The sequence below is a fragment of the Pseudomonas sp. RIT357 genome, from assembly GCF_000632245.1.
Lineage (GTDB): Bacteria > Pseudomonadota > Gammaproteobacteria > Pseudomonadales > Pseudomonadaceae > Aquipseudomonas > Aquipseudomonas sivasensis.
In genome coordinates, this window is sequence record NZ_JFYX01000001.1 from 546108 (window position 1) to 563988 (window position 17881).

The 17881-nt window shown below is 60.6% G+C and carries 16 protein-coding genes; 4 read left to right on the plus strand and 12 right to left on the minus strand.

Translation table 11 applies throughout. The features are described 5' to 3' along the window. Positions 1–49: 49 nt before the first annotated feature. Entirely contained in the window at positions 50–1336 is a 1287-nt protein-coding gene (phoR, locus tag BW43_RS24660) for a phosphate regulon sensor histidine kinase PhoR (protein WP_185160015.1), read from the plus strand. Positions 1337–1603: 267 nt separating this feature from the next. Further along, a complete protein-coding gene (locus BW43_RS24655) occupies positions 1604–2944 on the plus strand; it encodes a hemolysin family protein (protein ID WP_032884453.1) in 1341 nt (446 codons plus the stop codon). Between the two features lie 3 nt (positions 2945–2947). On the opposite strand, the gene BW43_RS24650 is transcribed toward BW43_RS24655, so the two are convergent. From BW43_RS24650 to BW43_RS24615, 8 genes are all read right to left on the minus strand, one after another. After that, a complete protein-coding gene (locus BW43_RS24650; protein ID WP_032884454.1) occupies positions 2948–3610 on the minus strand; it encodes a M23 family metallopeptidase in 663 nt (220 codons plus the stop codon). An 80-nt stretch (positions 3611–3690) separates the two neighbouring features. Then, positions 3691–4599: a response regulator gene (locus BW43_RS24645; RefSeq protein ID WP_032884455.1), complete on the minus strand. Its 909-nt coding sequence runs from the start codon at positions 4597–4599 to the stop codon at positions 3691–3693. A gap of 168 nt (positions 4600–4767) precedes the next feature. Next, positions 4768–5529: a phosphate signaling complex protein PhoU gene (gene phoU / locus BW43_RS24640; protein ID WP_032884456.1), complete on the minus strand. Its 762-nt coding sequence runs from the start codon at positions 5527–5529 to the stop codon at positions 4768–4770. Between the two features lie 70 nt (positions 5530–5599). Beyond that, a complete protein-coding gene (gene pstB, locus BW43_RS24635; RefSeq protein ID WP_032884457.1) occupies positions 5600–6433 on the minus strand; it encodes a phosphate ABC transporter ATP-binding protein PstB in 834 nt (277 codons plus the stop codon). Between the two features lie 131 nt (positions 6434–6564). Further along, complete coding sequence (gene pstA, locus BW43_RS24630) at positions 6565–8235, minus strand: phosphate ABC transporter permease PstA (protein WP_032884458.1); 1671 nt, start codon at positions 8233–8235, stop codon at positions 6565–6567. Positions 8236–8250: 15 nt separating this feature from the next. Then, positions 8251–10284 (minus strand): ABC transporter permease subunit, encoded by a 2034-nt coding sequence (locus BW43_RS24625; RefSeq protein WP_177326410.1) that lies wholly within the window; start codon positions 10282–10284, stop codon positions 8251–8253. Positions 10285–10668: 384 nt separating this feature from the next. Beyond that, a complete protein-coding gene (locus tag BW43_RS24620) occupies positions 10669–11655 on the minus strand; it encodes a phosphate ABC transporter substrate-binding protein PstS (RefSeq protein ID WP_032884460.1) in 987 nt (328 codons plus the stop codon). A 258-nt stretch (positions 11656–11913) separates the two neighbouring features. After that, positions 11914–13203: an MFS transporter gene (locus BW43_RS24615; protein WP_032884461.1), complete on the minus strand. Its 1290-nt coding sequence runs from the start codon at positions 13201–13203 to the stop codon at positions 11914–11916. Between the two features lie 409 nt (positions 13204–13612). Here BW43_RS24615 and BW43_RS24610 point away from each other — a divergent pair, with 409 nt between their 5' ends. Together BW43_RS24610 and BW43_RS24605 are read left to right on the plus strand one after the other, a co-directional pair. After that, a complete protein-coding gene (locus tag BW43_RS24610) occupies positions 13613–14017 on the plus strand; it encodes an acyl-CoA thioesterase (protein ID WP_003176975.1) in 405 nt (134 codons plus the stop codon). A 57-nt stretch (positions 14018–14074) separates the two neighbouring features. After that, positions 14075–14974 (plus strand): D-hexose-6-phosphate mutarotase, encoded by a 900-nt coding sequence (locus tag BW43_RS24605; protein WP_032884462.1) that lies wholly within the window; start codon positions 14075–14077, stop codon positions 14972–14974. Positions 14975–15093: 119 nt separating this feature from the next. Here BW43_RS24605 and BW43_RS24600 read toward each other — a convergent pair whose 3' ends face one another. From BW43_RS24600 to purE, 4 genes are all read right to left on the minus strand, one after another. Further along, positions 15094–15630, minus strand: coding sequence for a DUF3299 domain-containing protein (locus BW43_RS24600; RefSeq protein ID WP_032884463.1), 537 nt, complete (start codon positions 15628–15630; stop codon positions 15094–15096). A gap of 77 nt (positions 15631–15707) precedes the next feature. Then, on the minus strand, positions 15708–15953 hold the full coding sequence (locus BW43_RS24595) for a GlsB/YeaQ/YmgE family stress response membrane protein (protein ID WP_032884464.1): 246 nt from the start codon (positions 15951–15953) through the stop codon (positions 15708–15710). Positions 15954–16059: 106 nt separating this feature from the next. Continuing rightward, on the minus strand, positions 16060–17145 hold the full coding sequence (locus tag BW43_RS24590; protein ID WP_032884465.1) for a 5-(carboxyamino)imidazole ribonucleotide synthase: 1086 nt from the start codon (positions 17143–17145) through the stop codon (positions 16060–16062). A gap of 11 nt (positions 17146–17156) precedes the next feature. Beyond that, positions 17157–17648, minus strand: coding sequence for a 5-(carboxyamino)imidazole ribonucleotide mutase (purE, locus tag BW43_RS24585; RefSeq protein WP_003176980.1), 492 nt, complete (start codon positions 17646–17648; stop codon positions 17157–17159). Positions 17649–17881 lie beyond the last annotated feature (233 nt).

Below are 17881 nucleotides of genomic sequence, written 5' to 3' on the forward strand. Positions count from 1 at the left end.
GACGCATGTTTAAGTGAACCAGAACTGGCATGGCACCCTGATCCGCCACATGCTTCTTTTGATCACCGGCTGCCTGTTGGTCGGGCTGATCAGCGGCTACTACGGCTGGAGCCTGGCCATCGGTATCGGCCTGTACTTGGGTTGGACCCTCAAGCAACTGCTGCGTCTGCACGAATGGCTGCGCCAGCACAAACCCGACGAAGCACCACCCGACGGCTACGGCCTGTGGGGCGAGGTGTTCGACAGTATTTATCACCTGCAACGCCGCGACCAACGGGTACGCGGTCGCCTGCAAGCGGTGATCGACCGGGTGCAGGAGTCCACCGCCGCGCTCAAGGACGCGGTGATCATGCTCGACAGCGACGGGAACCTGGAATGGTGGAACCGTGCCGCCGAGACCTTGCTGGGCCTCAAAACGCCCCAGGACAGCGGCCAGCCGGTGACCAACTTGGTACGCCACCCGCGCTTCAAGGAATACTTCGAGCAGGACAACTACGAAGAAGCCTTGGAAATCCCCTCGCCGACCAACGACCGTGTGCGCATCCAGCTGTACCTGACGCGCTATGGTAACAACGAGCACCTGATGCTGGTTCGCGACGTAACGCGCATCCACCAACTGGAGCAGATGCGCAAAGACTTCGTCGCCAACGTCTCCCATGAACTGCGCACGCCGTTGACGGTGATCTGCGGCTATCTGGAGACGCTGCTGGATAACGTCGACGAGATCAACCCACGCTGGAGCCGTGCCCTGCAGCAGATGCAGCAACAAGGCTCGCGCATGCAGACCCTGCTCAACGACCTGCTGTTGCTGGCCAAGCTTGAAGCCACCGATTACCCCTCGGACAATCATCCGGTGGCGGTGCAAAGCCTGTTGCAGACCATCAAGAATGACGCGCAGGCCCTTTCCGGCGAGCGCGGGCAGCAGATCAGCCTGGAAGCCGATCCACAGGTGTTGCTCAAGGGCAGCGAAGGCGAATTGCGTAGCGCGTTCTCCAATCTGGTGTTCAACGCCGTGAAGTACACACAGGACAAAGGCGCCATCCGCATCCGCTGGTGGGCCGACGAGCAAGGCGCGCACCTGAGCGTGCAGGACTCCGGCATCGGCATCGACGCCAAGCACTTGCCTCGCCTGACCGAGCGTTTCTACCGTGTCGACTCCAGCCGCAACTCCAACACCGGCGGCACCGGGCTGGGCCTTGCCATCGTCAAGCATGTGCTGCTGCGCCACCGAGCGCGCCTGGAAATCAGCAGCGTGCTGGGACATGGCAGCACCTTTACCTGCCATTTTCCGCCGGCGCAGGTGACGCGTTCGCGGGCAATCGCCGCAGATGAATAACCCGAAGACGACACAAAGATAATGTGGGAGGGGGCTCGCCCCCGATGGCGGTGCGTCAGTTAAGTTATCTGTAACTGATCCACTCCTATCGGGGGCGAGCTCCCTCCCACAGTAGACTTGCATCATTTTGGAGGCCGTATTCCGCCCCCGCCCGGCAGCGGGTACTAGGCAAGCGCCCCGCCAGCCGCTACATTGGCCGACTTGCGCCTGCCTCTCGGGCCTGCCTGTCACCCCTTATTGAACACATGGAACCTGCAAAACCCAATCATGGACCCTTCCCCTGGTATCACCCTCTCTACACTCTTCGCCGACTTCGGCATGATTCTTTTTGCTCTGATCCTGGTACTGCTCAACGGTTTTTTCGTTGCGGCGGAATTTGCCATGGTCAAGTTGCGCTCCACCCGAGTCGAGGCCATCGCCCACACCAACGGCTGGCGTGGCCAGATCCTGCGTACCGTACACAGCCAGCTCGACGCTTACCTGTCGGCCTGCCAGTTGGGTATCACCCTCGCCTCCCTGGGCCTGGGTTGGGTCGGTGAGCCGGCGTTTGCGCACATCCTTGAACCGATGCTGGCCGCCGTGGGCGTCGAATCGCCGGAAGTGATCAAGGGCGTGTCGTTCTTTGCGGCGTTCTTCGTGATTTCCTACCTGCACATCGTGGTCGGTGAGCTGGCGCCCAAATCCTGGGCCATTCGCAAACCCGAGTTGCTGTCGCTGTGGACGGCGGTGCCGCTGTACTTGTTCTACTGGGCCATGTACCCGGCCATCTACCTGCTCAACGCCAGCGCCAACGCGATCCTGCGCATCGCCGGCCAAGGCGAGCCTGGCCCGCACCATGAGCACCATTACAGCCGCGAAGAACTCAAGCTGATCCTGCACTCCAGCCGTGGCCAGGACCCTAGCGACCAAGGCATGCGCGTATTGGCCTCGGCCGTGGAAATGGGCGAACTGGAAGTGGTCGACTGGGCCAACTCCCGCGAAGACCTAGTGACACTGGAATTCAACGCTCCGCTCAAGGAAATCCTCGCACTGTTCCGCCGCCACAAGTTCAGCCGCTACCCGGTGTACGACAGCGTCCGCCAGGAGTTCGTCGGCCTGCTGCACATCAAGGACTTGCTGCTGGAGCTGGCCGAACTCGACCATATCCCCGAGTCGTTCAACCTGGCCGAGCTGACTCGCCCGCTGGAGCGCGTGTCGCGCCACATGCCGCTGTCGCAGTTGCTGGAGCAGTTCCGTAAAGGCGGCTCGCACTTCGCCGTGGTCGAAGAGGCCGACGGCAACATCATCGGCTACCTGACCATGGAAGACGTGCTGGAAGTGCTGGTCGGCGATATCCAGGACGAACACCGCAAGGCCGAACGCGGCATCCTGGCCTACCAGCCGGGCAAGCTGCTGGTACGTGGCGATACCCCGTTGTTCAAGGTAGAACGCCTGCTCGGAATCGACCTGGACCATATCGAAGCCGAAACCCTGGCCGGCCTGGTCTACGAAACCCTGAAACGGGTGCCGGAAGAGGAAGAAGTGCTGGAGGTTGAAGGCCTGCGGATCATCATCAAGAAGATGAAAGGACCGAAGATCGTACTGGCCAAGGTATTGATGCTCGATTGACCCTCAATTGCCCAACGCAAAGTTGGGCAATGCGCCCACCGGCTGGTTGAACTCATACGGGATCGACACCAGCCCTGCCTCGGTGGCGCGCTGTACTACAAAGTGCAGGTGCGGCCCGCTGCTGTTGCCGGTATTGCCCGACAACGCCAGCGGACTCCCCACCGCCACGCGCTGCCCTACCCTCACACTGACCGACCCTTGCTTCAGATGCAGGTACACCCCCTCGGTGCCGTCATCATGCTGCACCCGCACAAAATTCCCCGATGCATCATTGCCCCGCCCGGCCTGCTCGTTCTCGGTCTTCACCACCACGCCACTGCGCGCGGCGATGATCGGCGTGCCTTCGGGCATGGCGATGTCCATGGCGTAGCGGCTCTTGACGTCGGTGTGGCTGAAGCTGCCGCTGGGACCTTGGGTCAAGCGGAACGGACCGCCGCGCCAGGGCAAGGGGTAGCGGTAGGCTTGGGGTCGATAACGGGGGGTTGGCCGATCGAGCATTGGACGCTCGACCTTGCGTTCCTGGATCACGAACGCCTGGGCGCCGGGGGTTTGACGGTCGCTGAAAAACACCACGCCATTGGCGTCAGTGGATTTGTAGAGGGTCATGGCCAAGGTCGAGGTGGTGACCGTGGCCAACCCGCAGCAGATCAAAAGACGAAGGAGCATGGCGCGAACCTGCCGGGATGACTGAGCGGCAGGTTAGCAAGGGTTAATGACAATCTTGTGGTGAGCTGAACCTTAAAGGATCAGGCACCCGGCACAAAATGCTTCTGAGCCGTACCGCGCGCAATCAGGCGGGAAATGTAGTCGAGTTTCTGCGCATCCTGGTCAATAAACCGGAAGGTCAGTTGCAGCCAGTCGCTGTCGGGCTTGGGCTCGAAGGCGACGATGGCGTGCAGGTAGCCGTTGAGACGGGCCACCTCGGCGTTGTCGCCTTGCTCAAGGTCGAGCACCGCACTTTCCAGCACCTGAGGCAGGACTTCAGTGCGACGCACTACCAGCAGCGCCTCCTTGATGCTCAGCGCTTTGATGACACATTGCTGGGTGCCACTGGACAGCCGCAGTTGACCCTGGCCACGACCGGCGGCCGGCGCGGCGGAAGGGGCTTGCACTGGCGGGCTGTTGAGCAGGCCTTTGCTGGGCGCTGACGCCGCAGCTGCAACGGGGGCCGAACGCAACGCTTCAGGCTTGCCGCCCGTCAGGGCGCTCAGGGAATCGTTGCCAAAGGCCGAGTTCATTTTGGTCGGCGCGCTGGCAACCAGGGCGTCGAGGCGACCGACCTTGTGCAGGGCCTGTTTGACCTTGTTCAGCAGTTGCTCGTTAGTGAACGGTTTGCTGACGTAACCAGAAACCCCGGCCTGGATCGCCTGCACTACGTTCTCTTTGTCGCCCCGGCTGGTCACCATCACAAACGGCATGGCTTTGAGGTGCGGTTGCTCACGGCACCAGGTCAACAGCTCCAGGCCGGACATCTCCGGCATTTCCCAGTCGCACAGCACCAGGTCGAAGCTCTCGCGCATCAGTATGGTTTGGGCCTTCTTGCCGTTTACCGCATCTTCAAGCTTGATCCCGGGGAAGTAGTTGCGCAGGCACTTCTTCACCAGATCGCGGATAAACGAGGCGTCATCCACCACCAATACACTGACTTTACTCATCGACCCTTCATCCTATAAAAACTTCGGCACGCAGAACGCCTGACTGATGGCATTTTGCCAAAACTCGGTAGTCACAGCTGGACTTTATTTATTCCGCTGCGCAAAAAATTCAGACACCAGAAACGAAAACGCCCGGCCAAAGGCCGGGCGTTAATTTCTCGGGCAACCTTACTTATCGTCAGATTCGCCCGGAACATTAGGGATTTGATCGGCGGAACCTTCAACTTCAGCCTTCATGCGCTTAAGGCCCATGTGCCGTACGTCAGTACCGCGAACCAAATAGATCACCAGTTCCGAGATATTGCGCGCGTGATCGCCGATCCGCTCCAGGGAACGCAGCACCCAGATGATGCTCAAGACCCGCGAGATAGAGCGCGGGTCTTCCATCATGTAGGTGGCCAGTTCACGCAGGGCTGTCTTGTATTCGCGGTCGATGACTTTGTCGTACTGCGCCACCGACAACGCCAGATCGGCGTCGAAACGGGCAAACGCGTCAAGCGCATCGCGCACCATGTTGCGCACCTGGTCGCCGATGTGGCGAACCTCCACGTAGCCGCGCGGCGCTTCGCCTTCCTCGCACAGCTGGATGGCGCGACGGGCGATCTTGGTGGCCTCATCGCCGATGCGCTCCAAGTCGATTACCGACTTGGAGATGCTGATGATCAAACGCAGGTCCGAGGCCGCTGGCTGGCGACGGGCCAGAATGCGCAGGCATTCTTCGTCGATATTGCGTTCCATCTGGTTGATCTGGTCATCGATCTCACGCACCTGCTGGGCCAGGCCCGAGTCGGCCTCGATCAGCGCGGTCACGGCGTCGTTGACTTGCTTCTCCACCAAGCCGCCCATCGCCAGGAGGTGGCTGCGCACTTCCTCAAGCTCGGCGTTGAACTGCGCGGAGATGTGATGGGTAAGGCCTTCTTTGCTAATCATGTTGGCGTCCTTGGAGCGTCCGGTAAGGTGCGGAGAACCGCAGCGTCAGTGCAAACAGAACCACAGCTTCCTAGCCGTAGCGACCGGTAATGTAGTCTTCGGTCTGCTTCTTCGCCGGATTGGTGAACAGGGTATCGGTATCGCCGAACTCCACCAGCTTGCCCATGTACATGAAGGCGGTGTAGTCGGAAACCCGCGCCGCCTGTTGCATGTTGTGGGTCACGATAACGATGGTGAACTTGGACTTGAGCTCGTAGATCAGCTCTTCCACTTTCAGGGTCGAGATCGGGTCGAGTGCCGAACACGGTTCGTCGAGCAGCAACACTTCCGGCTCCACGGCGATGGTTCGGGCGATCACCAGACGTTGCTGCTGACCACCGGACAAGCCGAGTGCCGACTCATGCAGACGGTCTTTGACCTCGTCCCACAGCGCCGCGCCTTTAAGGGCCCACTCAACCGCTTCGTCGAGGATGCGCTTCTTGTTGATGCCCTGGATACGCAGGCCATAGACCACGTTTTCGTAAATGGTCTTGGGGAACGGGTTCGGCTTCTGGAACACCATGCCCACGCGGCGACGCAGCTCGGCCACGTCTTCGCCCTTACGGTAGATGTTGGTGCCGTAGAGGTTGATCGCACCTTCCACACGGCAACCGTCGACCAGGTCGTTCATGCGGTTGAACGTGCGCAACAGCGTGGACTTACCGCAGCCCGACGGGCCGATAAAGGCAGTCACGCGCTGCTTGGGAATGTTCATGCTGACGTCGAACAGCGCCTGCTTGTCACCGTAGTAAAGGCTCAAGCCCGGTACTTCGATGGCCACGGTTTCCTGGGCCAGGCTCAGGCTCTGCTTGTCGCGACCCAGGGCAGACATGTTGATGCCATGGGAATGGGTGTCGTGTTGCATGGGATGCTCCCTGTGCTGTTGTGTGGGAGGGGGCTTGCCCCCGATAGCGATGCTTCAGGAACATGTGTGCCGGCTGGCACACCGCTCGGGAGCAAGCCCCCTCCCACAAATAAGTCCGCGTTCAATTCAGATCAGCTGTCCAGCGCCTTGTACTTCTCGCGCAGGTGGTTACGAATCCACACCGCCGACAAGTTGAGCGTGGCGATCACCAGCACCAGCAGCAAGGCGGTGGCGTACACCAGTGGCCGTGCGGCTTCGACGTTGGGGCTCTGGAAGCCGACGTCATAAATATGGAAGCCCAAGTGCATGATCTTCTGGTCCAGATGCAGGTACGGGTAGTTGCCATCCAGCGGCAGCGACGGGGCCAGTTTCACCACGCCGACCAGCATCAGCGGCGCCACTTCACCGGCGGCACGGGCCACGGCCAGGATCATGCCGGTCATCATCGCCGGGCTGGCCATCGGCAGCACGATCTTCCACAGCGTTTCCGCCTTGGTCGCGCCCAGAGCCAGGGAGCCTTCACGCACGGTGCGGGGAATCCGCGCCAGGCCTTCTTCGGTGGCCACGATCACCACCGGCACCGCCAGCAGCGCCAGGGTCAGCGAGGCCCACAGCAGGCCCGGCGTACCGAAGGTCGGTGCCGGCAGGGCTTCGGCGAAGAACAGGCGGTCAACTGAGCCACCCAGTACATACACGAAGAAGCCCAGGCCGAACACGCCGTAGACGATGGCCGGTACACCGGCCAAGTTGTTCACGGCGATGCGGATGATTCGAGTCAGGGTGTTCTGCTTGGCGTATTCACGCAGGTATACGGCCGCCAGCACGCCGAACGGGGTCACGATCATCGCCATGATCAGGGTCATCATCACGGTGCCGAAGATCGCCGGGAAAATCCCGCCTTCGGTGTTGGCTTCCCGTGGGTCATCGCTCAAGAATTCCCAGACCTTGCTGAAGTAGAAGCCGATCTTGGTCATCGTGCCCATGGCGTTCGGCTGGTAGGCGTGGACCACTTTGCCGATGCCGATTTCAATTTCCTTGCCGTTGCCATCGCGAGCAGTCAAAGCATCGCGGTTGAACTGGGCGTGCAGGTCGGCCAGGCGCGCTTCGATGTCCTGGTAGCGGGCATTCAGCTCGGCGCGGTCAGCATCCATATCGGCCTGGGCGGCGGCATCAAGCTTGCCTTCCAGCTCCAGTTTGCGACCGTGCAGACGAATGCGTTCGAGTCCGGCGTTGATCGCACCGATATCAGTTTTTTCCAGGCTTTTAAGCTGGGCGGCGAGCTTGTTGACGCGATCGACACGGGCTTGCAGCTCCGGCCAAGCGGCCTCGCCTTCGGCGATGACCTTGCCATCCTGCTTGACGTTGACCAGGGTGCCGTAGAAATTGCCCCACTCACGACGCTCGATGGCCATGAGGTTTTTCGGTGTGCTCTGGTCTTTCAACCACTCGCCAACGATCCAGGTGAAGTCGTTGCCATTCAAATCTCGGTTGCCGACCTTGATCAGCTCGCGGGTCATGAATTCCGGGCCTTCATCAGGCACCGGCAGGCCAGCACTTTTCAGGCGCTCGCGGGGCACTTCTTCTTTCTGCACCACTTCGCCGATGACGATGTGGTTTTCCTGGCCCGGCACGTTGTAGTTGGCCTGGATCAGGTCAGCTGGCCAGAAGTGGCCCAAACCACGTACGGCAATCACGGCCAGCAAACCAATGGTCATGATGACCGCGATGGACACCGCGCCACCGCTGATCCAGACGCCGGGGGCGCCGCTCTTGAACCATCCATTCAGGGAGTTCTGTTTCACAGACTTCTACCTTTCTTAAAGCGACGAGTATTTCTTGCGCAGACGCTGACGGATCAGCTCGGCGAGGGTGTTCATGACGAAGGTGAACAGCAGCAGCACCAGCGCCGAGAGGAACAGCACGCGGTAGTGACTGCCGCCCACTTCCGACTCCGGCATTTCCACCGCGACGTTGGCCGCGAGCGTTCGCAGGCCTTCGAACAGGTTCATCTCCATCACCGGCGTGTTACCGGTGGCCATCAGCACGATCATGGTTTCGCCCACTGCACGGCCCATGCCGATCATCAGTGCGGAGAAGATGCCCGGGCTGGCGGTCAGGATCACCACGCGGGTCATGGTCTGCCACGGCGTGGCGCCCAGCGCCAGGGAGCCCAGGGTCAGGCCGCGCGGCACGCTGAATACGGCGTCTTCGGCGATGGAGTAGATGTTCGGAATCACCGCAAAACCCATGGCCAGGCCGACTACCAGGGCGTTGCGCTGGTCGTAGGTAATGCCTAAGTCGTGGGAGATCCACATACGCATGTCGCCGCCGAAGAACCAGGTTTCCAGGTACGGGCTCATGTACAGCGAGAGCCAGCCCACAAACAGGATCACCGGAATCAGGATCGCGCTTTCCCAACCATCGGGAACGCGCAGGCGGATGGATTCAGGCAGGCGGCTGAAGACAAACCCGGCCACCAGGATGCCAATCGGCAACAGCATCAGCAGGCTGAAAATCCCCGGCAGATGCCCTTCGACATACGGCGCCAGGAACAGGCCGGCGAAGAAACCGAGGATCACCGTCGGCATCGCTTCCATCAATTCGATCACCGGCTTGACCTTGCGGCGCAGGCTCGGGGCCATGAAGTAGGCGGTGTAGATCGCAGCGGCAACGGCCAGCGGTGCGGCCAGCAGCATGGCGTAGAACGCGGCCTTCAAGGTACCGAAGGTCAGCGGGGCCAGACTCATTTTGGGTTCAAAGTCGGTGTTGGCGGCGGTCGACTGCCACACGTATTTAGGCTCGTCGTAGTTTTCGTACCAGACCTTGCTCCACAGCGCGCTCCATGACACTTCCGGGTGCGGGTTGTCGAGCAGCAGCGGTTGCAGCTTGCCGCCGGCTTCGACGATCACGCGGTTGGCCCGCGGCGACAGGCCGAACACACCCTGGCCGTCGACCACTGGGTCCACCAGCAGGGTGCGGTGGGCGGTGCTGTGGAACACGCCGAACTTGCCGGATGCGTCCAGGGCAGTGAAGCCTTTGCGGCGCTCTTCGGCAGTGATTTCGACGATAGGCGCAGTGCCCATCTGGAAGGTGCGGATCTGCTTGAAGCGCTGTTCGCCATCCGGGTCGCGGGCCATGAACCACTGGGCCAGGCCGCCTTTGGAGTTACCGATGATCAGCGAGATACCGCCCACCAGTTGGGTGCTGGCCGTGATTTCAGCGTTGCCGTCTTCCAACAATTTGTAGCGACCGTTGAGGCTCTTGTCGCGCAGGCTAAACACATCCGCCAGGGCACGGCCGTTGATCACATACAGCCATTGCTGGCGCGGGTCGATGAAGATCGCCTTCACCGGCTCGGTCATTTGCGGCAGCTCGACACGCTTCTGCTCACTGGTGACTTCGCCGGTCATCATGTTTTCTTCGCGGCTCAGGGTCAGCACGTTCAAGTGCGAACCGGCCGAGCCTGCGATCACCAACGAGCTATCAGTGGCGTTGAGGGCGACATGCTCCAGCGGGCGGCCGGCGTCATCCAGCACGATCGGCGTTTCACCGTAAGGGTATTCAATCGCCGGGGTGATGGTTTTCTTTCCGTCCGGGTAAGACACCTTATAGGTGTGGCGGAACACCAGGGACTGCCCATTGGACAAACCGAGGATAACCAGCGGGCTGCCCGGCTGATCTTCACCAATAGAAGCAACGCTGGTGCCGGCTGGAAGCGGCAGGTCGACGCGCTTGAGTTCAGCACCGGTCTCGACTTCAAAGAACAGCGCCTGGCCCTTGTCGGAAACCCGCATGGCGACTTGGTTCTGTTCTTCGAGGGAGATCATCAGCGGCTTGCCGGCGTCCTGAATCCAGGCCGGGGTCAGCGCGTCTTCCTTGGTCAACGAGGCGCCCTGAAACAATGGCGCGACGACGTAGGCAAGGAAGAAGAAGATCAGGGTGATAGCGCCAAGGACAGCGAGGCCGCCCACCAGCACGTACCAACGGGTCAGGCGATCTTTAAGCGCGCGAATGCGGCGCTTGCGTTGCAGCTCAGGCGTATTGAAATCAATGCGCTTGGGAGGAGAAGTCGTCGTCATGGTGGAATTGGCCAGATCATTCATGCGCACACCCTAGCGATCCTGTATGACAGAAAGATGACAGTGCAGTGACGCAACAAATCCGCCGCGAAGCATAGCTGGCAGCGGACTAGAAAATTCGGATGCGAGGCCGGTGAGCCGGCCCCGCGGAGGCAATCAGTTGCCTTCTTTCAAACCCAGGTCAGCCAGGGCCTTGGCGGCAACTTTGGCTGGCAGTGGGATGTAGCCGTCTTTCACTACAACTTCCTGGCCTTGCTTCGACAGCACAAGCTTCACGAACTCAGCTTCCAGCGGAGCCAGAGGCTTGTTCGGGGCTTTGTTGACGTAAACGTAGAGGAAACGCGACAGCGGGTATTTGCCGTTCAGGGCGTTTTCTTCGGTGTCTTCGATGAAGTCAGTGCTGCCTTTCTTAGCCAGGGCCACGGTCTTCACGCTGGCGGTCTTGTAGCCGATGCCCGAGTAACCGATGCCGTTCAGCGAGGAGCTGATCGACTGCACGACCGACGCCGAGCCAGGTTGTTCGTTCACGTTAGGCTTGTAGTCACCTTTGCACAGGGCCTCTTCCTTGAAGTAGCCGTAGGTGCCGGATACCGAGTTACGACCGAACAGCTGTACTGGCTTGTTGGCCAGGTCGCCGGTCACACCCAGGTCGCCCCAGGTTTTCACGTCGGCTTTGCCACCGCACAGGCGAGTCGAGGAGAAGATCGCGTCGACTTGCTCCATGGTCAGGTGCTGGATCGGGTTGTCCTTGTGCACGAACACGGCCAGGGCATCCACGGCAACCGGGATAGCGGTTGGCTTGTAGCCGTACTTCTGCTCGAAGGCAGCCAGTTCGGTGTCCTTCATCTTGCGGCTCATCGGGCCCAGGTTGGAGGTGCCTTCAGTCAGCGCAGGTGGTGCGGTAGCGGAGCCGGCAGCTTGAATCTGGATGTTGACGTTCGGGTATTCCTTTTTGTAACCCTCGGCCCACAGGGTCATCAGGTTAGCCAGGGTATCGGAACCGACGCTGGACAAGTTGCCCGACACACCAGTGGTCTTAACGTAAGCCGGGATTGCCGGATCAACACCTGCGGCCACCGCGTTGGCGGTCGCAACGCCAGCAGCGACAAAAGTCATTGCCGCCATCAAACGTTTCAGTTTCATGCCTTGCTCCTAGCAGATAGGGATAGTTGGATCGGGGCCAAGTATCGAGAGGCCGTGTGAACACTCTATGTCTGAAATATGACAATTGGATGAAAGGCCAGCATTGGGAGATCAAGCAGGTCAGGAAGGTATGGCGCGGAGAAACGGGGGTAATGCGCAGGTAACGCGGTAAATCAGCTACACACTGCAATCAATGAACGGACACCTGCCCCGTGGCGAGGGAGCTTGCTCTCTCGCCACGGGTGGATCGGGCTGCTTTTAGCGGCCACGCTTCCACAGATAGCCACCTACCACCATCCCCATGACACACAGCGCGGCCACGTAGTAAGCCGGGCCCATCGGGCTTTCCTTCATCAGCAGCGACACCGCCAGCGGCGTGAGGCCACCAAACACGGCGTAGGCCACGTTGTAGGAAAACGATAAGCCGCTGAAGCGCACCACTGGCGGGAAGGCTTTCACCATCACGTACGGCACCACGCCAATGGTGCCGACGAACAGGCCGGTCAAGGCGTACAGCGGGAACAGCCAGTCCGGGTGAGTCAGCAGGCTGTGGTAGAGCGTCCAAGAGGTCGCCAGCAGCAGCGCGCAACCACTGATCAGCACGCGGCCGGCACCAAAGCGATCGGCCAGGGCGCCGGAGGCGATGCAACCCAGGCTCAAGGTCACGATGGCCAGGCTATTGGCTTGCAGCGCAACGGTCGGGCTGAAATGGTAGATGGTTTGCAGCACGGTCGGAGTCATCAGGATCACCACCACCACGCCGGCCGACAGCAGCCAGGTGAGCAGCATCGACAGCACGATCGCGCCACGGTGGTCGCGCAGTACCGCGCGCAATGGCAACTCGGCGGCCAGGGTTTTGCGTTGCTGCATCTCGGCGAAGATCGGCGTTTCATGCAGCCAGCGACGCAGGTACACCGACAGCAGGCCAAACACGCCGCCAAGCAGGAACGGGATACGCCAGGCGTAATCCGAGACCTGCTCAGGGCTATAAATAGTGTTGATCGCGGTAGCCACCAGCGAACCCAGCAGAATGCCGGCGGTGAGGCCGCTGGTCAGGGTGCCGCAGGCGTAGCCGATGTGGCGTGGCGGAACGTGTTCGGAGACGAACACCCACGCGCCTGGCACTTCACCGCCAATCGCCGCGCCCTGGATGACGCGCATCAGCAGCAGCAGGATCGGCGCCCACAGGCCGATCTGCGCGTAGGTTGGCAGCAGGCCCATGATCAGGGTCGGTACGGCCATCATGAAGATGCTCAGGGTGAACATTTTCTTGCGACCCAGCAGGTCGCCGAAGTGCGCCATGATGATGCCGCCCAGCGGGCGGGCCAGGTAACCGGCGGCGAAGATGCCGAAGGTCTGCATCATTCGCAGCCATTCGGGCATATCGGCAGGGAAGAACAGCTTTCCGACCACGGTGGCGAAAAACACGAAAATGATGAAATCATAAAATTCCAGCGCCCCGCCCAAGGCAGACAGCGACAGGGTTTTGTAGTCGTTGCGGGTCAGCGGGCGCGAAGGTTGCGCACTGCTTGCGGGCACGGAGGACATGGCAAGGCTTCTCTTATAGTAATCATCGTAATAAGGACGGCACGCCCGGGACTTGCGGCGGGTCTGGCAAGATAGCAAATCGCTTGTAAAAGCACAGCGCCAGGAGAACAGTTGTGCACAAAAGCCGCGATACAGCGTCTATTTACCGACCAAATGAACGCCGGGAGGTCGTCGTGGCGCCAGGGTCTCGATATACTCGGCCCTTGCGAGCGCAAGACCCGCAGCCTTGAGGGGCTGCTGTGCCAAAACGTCGTTGGGTGCCATCCAGCCGATTTGGCAGAGTTTCCCTTTAGTACGCCTTACGAGAAACGTATCGAACGGAGTATGTTTGTGCTGAAACGTTTTTCTAACAGTCGGCTATCCACCCTGCTCCACCTATAAAAGCGTCACGGGTCAGAGGCCCCACGGCATGATCGAACTCGAACAAGAAGATCCTATCCCGCAAGGCGATCTCGCCCTGCAAATCACCGCGCTCCCGCGTGAAACCAATGGCTTTGGCGATATCTTCGGCGGCTGGCTGGTCGCGCAGATGGACTTGGCCGGTACCGCCATGGCCAGCAAGGTTGCGGGCGGTCGCGTGGCTACCGTGGCGATTGATCGCATGGCGTTCCTGGTGCCGGTGGCCGTGGGCGCGCAGTTGTCCTTCTATACCCAGGCCCTGGAAATCGGCCGCAGCTCGATCCAGATGATGGTCGAAGTGTGGAGCGACGACCCACTGTCCAGCGAATGGCGCAAGGTGACCGAGGCGGTGTTTGTATTCGTCGCTATCGATGGCAGCGGCCGCACGCGCTCAGTGCCGTCGCGCGCGCGTTAAACCTCGCCGGGTTTTGACGGTCAATTGCCCCATTGCCTGCCATTGAGAGTGCTGTGTATGCCTACGCCCCACGTTGAAACCGTGAAAATCGACGAGCTGGACTGCTGGCGTATCCGCCACAACGGCGCTGAACTGATGATTGCCCAGCAGGGCGCGCATATCTTCAGTTACGGGCGTGAGGGCGAGCAGCCGCTGATCTGGCCGAACCCTGAAGCGGTATTCAAGCAAGGCAAAGGCATCCGCACTGGCGTACCGGTGTGCTGGCCATGGTTCGGGGTGTTCGACCGCAACCCGCAAAGCGTGAAGGCGATGCGCCAAAGTGATCAACCTGCGGGCGCTCACGGTTTCGTGCGTACCGCGACCTGGGCATTGGCCGGGACAATACTTGAAGGTGAAACGCTGCGGGTGGACCTGGAACTACCCGTTCCTGCAGGCGGCTTTCCCGGCTGGCCCCATCAGGTCGACCTGACCTTGAGTCTGCTGCTAAACGATCAACTGCACATCCGCCTGACCAGCCATAACCGTGGCACCGACACCGTAACCCTGAGCCAGGCGCTGCACACCTACTTCGCCGTGAGCGATGTGCGCAACGTGCAGGTCGACGGCCTGGACGGCTCGGCGTACATCGATACCGCCGATGGCTGGAGCGAGAAGAAGCAATCCGGCCTGCTGCACTTCAGTGCCGAAACCGACCGCATTTACCTCGATACGCCCGCGCAGTTGAGCATTGTCGACAGAGACTGGCAGCGCCAAATCCAACTCACCAGTCAACGCTCGAAATCGACCGTGATCTGGAACCCCTGGACCGAACGCGCCAAGGCCTTCGACGACATGGCCGACGATGGCTGGCAGGGCATGCTGTGCATCGAGACGGCGAATGTGCTGGATGATGTGGTGAGCTTGGCCCCAGGTGAAAGCCACACACTGGGCGTGAGCATCACCTCTATCGCCCTGTAAACCCAATCGAAAATGTGGGAGGGGGCTTGCTCCCGATAGCAGAGTGTCAGTCAGCAGATTTATTGCTGATAGACCGCTATCGGGAGCAAGCCACCTCCCACATTGTTATGCGCCGGATTTTAGAGATCTGACTCCTTCACCACCCGCACCTTGCCCGCATCCAGCGCATACGCCGCATCCGCCAGGTCGTTATTCACCTTCTCTACCTTCAACGTACCCGTAACCCAAAGCGGCGTGTAGATATCATCCAGCTTCAACCCTTTGGGATAACGCACCAGCACCAGCTGGTTAGGCGGCGGTGGTGGGACGTGAATGCACGCGCCCGGATACGGCACCAGGAAGAACAACGTACTGCGGCCCTTGGCATCGGTTTCCAACGGCACCGGGTAGCCGCCGATGCGGATGTCCTTGCCGTTCATCGCAGCCACGGTCTTGGTGGAATACATCACCGCCGGCAAGCCTTTGCTCTGCTTGAGGCCGCCCTTATCGGTAAAGGTGCCCTGGGCTTCCGGGGAGTTGTGATCGATCTCGGGCATGGCTTCGAGAGCCTTTTGGTCCGACAGCGGCATCAGGTCGAGCCAGTCGGTTTCCGGCAATTCGCCGGCGTGCGCCAGGCCAGAGCCCAGCAGGAGGAGAGTCAACAGAAGACGGCGCATGGAGAGGCTCGGCAAGTACAAGTGCCGAGCATTCTAGCCCTCTGCGCCTGCGCAGCGCAGAGGACTTTGTCGGCTGATTACTTCTTTTTGATCAGGCCGTAGATCACCAGCAGCACAATGGCACCGACCAACGCACCGAGGAAGCCTGCACCTTGGCCAGCCTGGTAGATACCCAGTGCCTGACCACCGTAGGTCGCGGCCAGGGAGCCGGCGATACCCAGCAGGATAGTCATGATCCAGCCCATGCTGTCGTCGCCGGGCTTGAGGAAACGCGCCAGCAGGCCGACGATAAAGCCGATAAAGATGGTTCCGATGATGCCCATGGCATTTCCCTCTGATTGAATGTGAGTCATGCCAAAGCCTAGTCAGGCTTTGCCATCCTGCAATCAGAGAGACGGCGGCAACCAATGGTTCCCGCCGTCACCAGGCTTATTGCTCAGCGATCAGCGCTTCAACCTTGAGGATCTGCGCTTGCAGCGTCGCACGGTCCTTGCAGCGCAGGTTGGCGTGGCCGACCTTGCGCCCGGCCTTGAAGGCCTTGCCGTAGTGATGCAGGTGGCAGTCATCGATGGCGATGACTTTTTCCACCGGCGGCACAACGCCGATGAAGTTGAGCATGGCGCTCTCGCCGACCTTGGCCGTGGAGCCCAGTGGCAAGCCCGCCACCGCCCGCAGGTGGTTTTCGAACTGGCTGCACTCGGCGCCTTCGGTGGTCCAATGCCCGGAGTTGTGCACGCGAGGGGCGATTTCGTTGGCTTTGAGGCCGCCGTCGACTTCAAAGAACTCGAACGCCATCACGCCGACATAATCCAGCTGCTTGAGCACACGGCTGGAATAGTCTTCGGCCAGGGCCTGCAACGGGTGGTCGGTGCTGGCCACCGACAGCTTGAGGATGCCGCTGTCGTGGGTGTTGTGCACCAACGGATAGAAGCGGGTCTCACCATCACGGGCACGCACGGCGATCAGCGAGACTTCACCGGTGAACGGCACGAAGCCTTCCAGAAGGCAAGCGACGCTGCCCAGCTCGGCGAAGGTGCCCACCACATCATCTGCAGTGCGCAGGACTTTCTGGCCCTTGCCGTCGTAACCCAGGGTGCGGGTTTTCAGCACGGCTGGCAGGCCGATGCTGGCGACGGCGGCGTCCAGGTCCGCCTGCGATTGGATATCGGCGAAGGCTGGAGTCGGAATCCCCAGGTCCTTGAACATGCTCTTTTCGAACCAACGATCGCGAGCGATGCGCAGGGCTTCGGCGCTCGGATACACCGGCACGAACTGGGACAGGAAGGCCACGGTTTCAGCCGGGACGCTTTCGAACTCGAAAGTCACCAGATCGACTTCATCGGCCAGTTGGCGCAGGTGGTCCGGGTCGCTGTAGTCAGCGCGCAGGTGTTCACCCAAGGCCGCCGCACAGGCGTCCGGCGCCGGGTCCAGGAAAGCGAAGCTCATGCCCAGCGGGGTGCCCGCCAAGGCCAGCATACGGCCCAGTTGGCCGCCACCGATTACACCGATTTTCATCGTCAACAACCTCAGGCGATACGTGGGTCTGGATTGTCCAGCACGCTGTCTGTCTGCTCAGCACGGAATTTTTTCAGCACCGCGTGGAACTGCGGGTGCTTGGCGCCCAGGATACTGGCGGACAGCAGGGCTGCGTTGATCGCGCCGGCCTTGCCGATTGCCAAGGTCGCCACCGGGATGCCGGCCGGCATCTGCACGATGGACAACAGCGAATCGACGCCCGAGAGCATTGCCGACTGCACCGGTACGCCAAGCACTGGCAGGTGAGTCTTGGCTGCACACATGCCCGGCAGGTGCGCTGCGCCGCCGGCACCGGCGATGATCACCTCGATGCCACGGGATTCTGCTTCATCGGCATACTGGAACAGCAAATCCGGGGTGCGGTGGGCAGAGACCACTTTCACTTCATACGGAATGCCGAGTTTTTCCAGCATATCGGCGGTGTGGCTAAGGGTGGACCAATCGGACTTGGAGCCCATGATCACGCCAACCAATGCACTCATCGTCGTGCCTCTTCTCTCTGGGCGCCCGCAGGCGCGTCAAAAAACAACAAGCCACGCGGGAAATCCGGCGTGGCTTGTTGTACGAATTTTGGCCGGTTGGACCGGCCGAAGGCCGCGCAGTATACCGTAATAATCCAGATAAACAGCCCCTCGGATGACCATCTGTCTAGCGGGGCAAACCGGCGGTTTTATTGACTTAAGAGTCAGTCCCATACACCGCGAAATACTGTGGG

Excerpts from the sequence above, each read along its gene's own strand:
- BW43_RS24620 (WP_032884460.1), bottom strand. The coding sequence starts at position 11,655 with ATGAAACTGAAACGTTTGATGGCGGCAATGACTTTTGTCGCTGCTGGC.
- BW43_RS24645 (WP_032884455.1), bottom strand. The coding sequence starts at position 4,599 with ATGAGTAAAGTCAGTGTATTGGTGGTGGATGACGCCTCGTTTATCCGC.
- purE (WP_003176980.1), bottom strand. The coding sequence starts at position 17,648 with ATGAGTGCATTGGTTGGCGTGATCATGGGCTCCAAGTCCGATTGGTCC.
- phoU (WP_032884456.1), bottom strand. The coding sequence starts at position 5,529 with ATGATTAGCAAAGAAGGCCTTACCCATCACATCTCCGCGCAGTTCAAC.
- BW43_RS24655 (WP_032884453.1), top strand. The coding sequence starts at position 1,604 with ATGGACCCTTCCCCTGGTATCACCCTCTCTACACTCTTCGCCGACTTC.
- BW43_RS24595 (WP_032884464.1), bottom strand. The coding sequence starts at position 15,953 with ATGGGCATCATCGGAACCATCTTTATCGGCTTTATCGTCGGCCTGCTG.
- BW43_RS24600 (WP_032884463.1), bottom strand. The coding sequence starts at position 15,630 with ATGCGCCGTCTTCTGTTGACTCTCCTCCTGCTGGGCTCTGGCCTGGCG.
- BW43_RS24615 (WP_032884461.1), bottom strand. The coding sequence starts at position 13,203 with ATGTCCTCCGTGCCCGCAAGCAGTGCGCAACCTTCGCGCCCGCTGACC.
- BW43_RS24610 (WP_003176975.1), top strand. The coding sequence starts at position 13,613 with ATGATCGAACTCGAACAAGAAGATCCTATCCCGCAAGGCGATCTCGCC.
- BW43_RS24650 (WP_032884454.1), bottom strand. The coding sequence starts at position 3,610 with ATGCTCCTTCGTCTTTTGATCTGCTGCGGGTTGGCCACGGTCACCACC.
- phoR (WP_185160015.1), top strand. The coding sequence starts at position 50 with ATGCTTCTTTTGATCACCGGCTGCCTGTTGGTCGGGCTGATCAGCGGC.
- BW43_RS24605 (WP_032884462.1), top strand. The coding sequence starts at position 14,075 with ATGCCTACGCCCCACGTTGAAACCGTGAAAATCGACGAGCTGGACTGC.
- BW43_RS24590 (WP_032884465.1), bottom strand. The coding sequence starts at position 17,145 with ATGAAAATCGGTGTAATCGGTGGCGGCCAACTGGGCCGTATGCTGGCC.
- pstB (WP_032884457.1), bottom strand. The coding sequence starts at position 6,433 with ATGCAACACGACACCCATTCCCATGGCATCAACATGTCTGCCCTGGGT.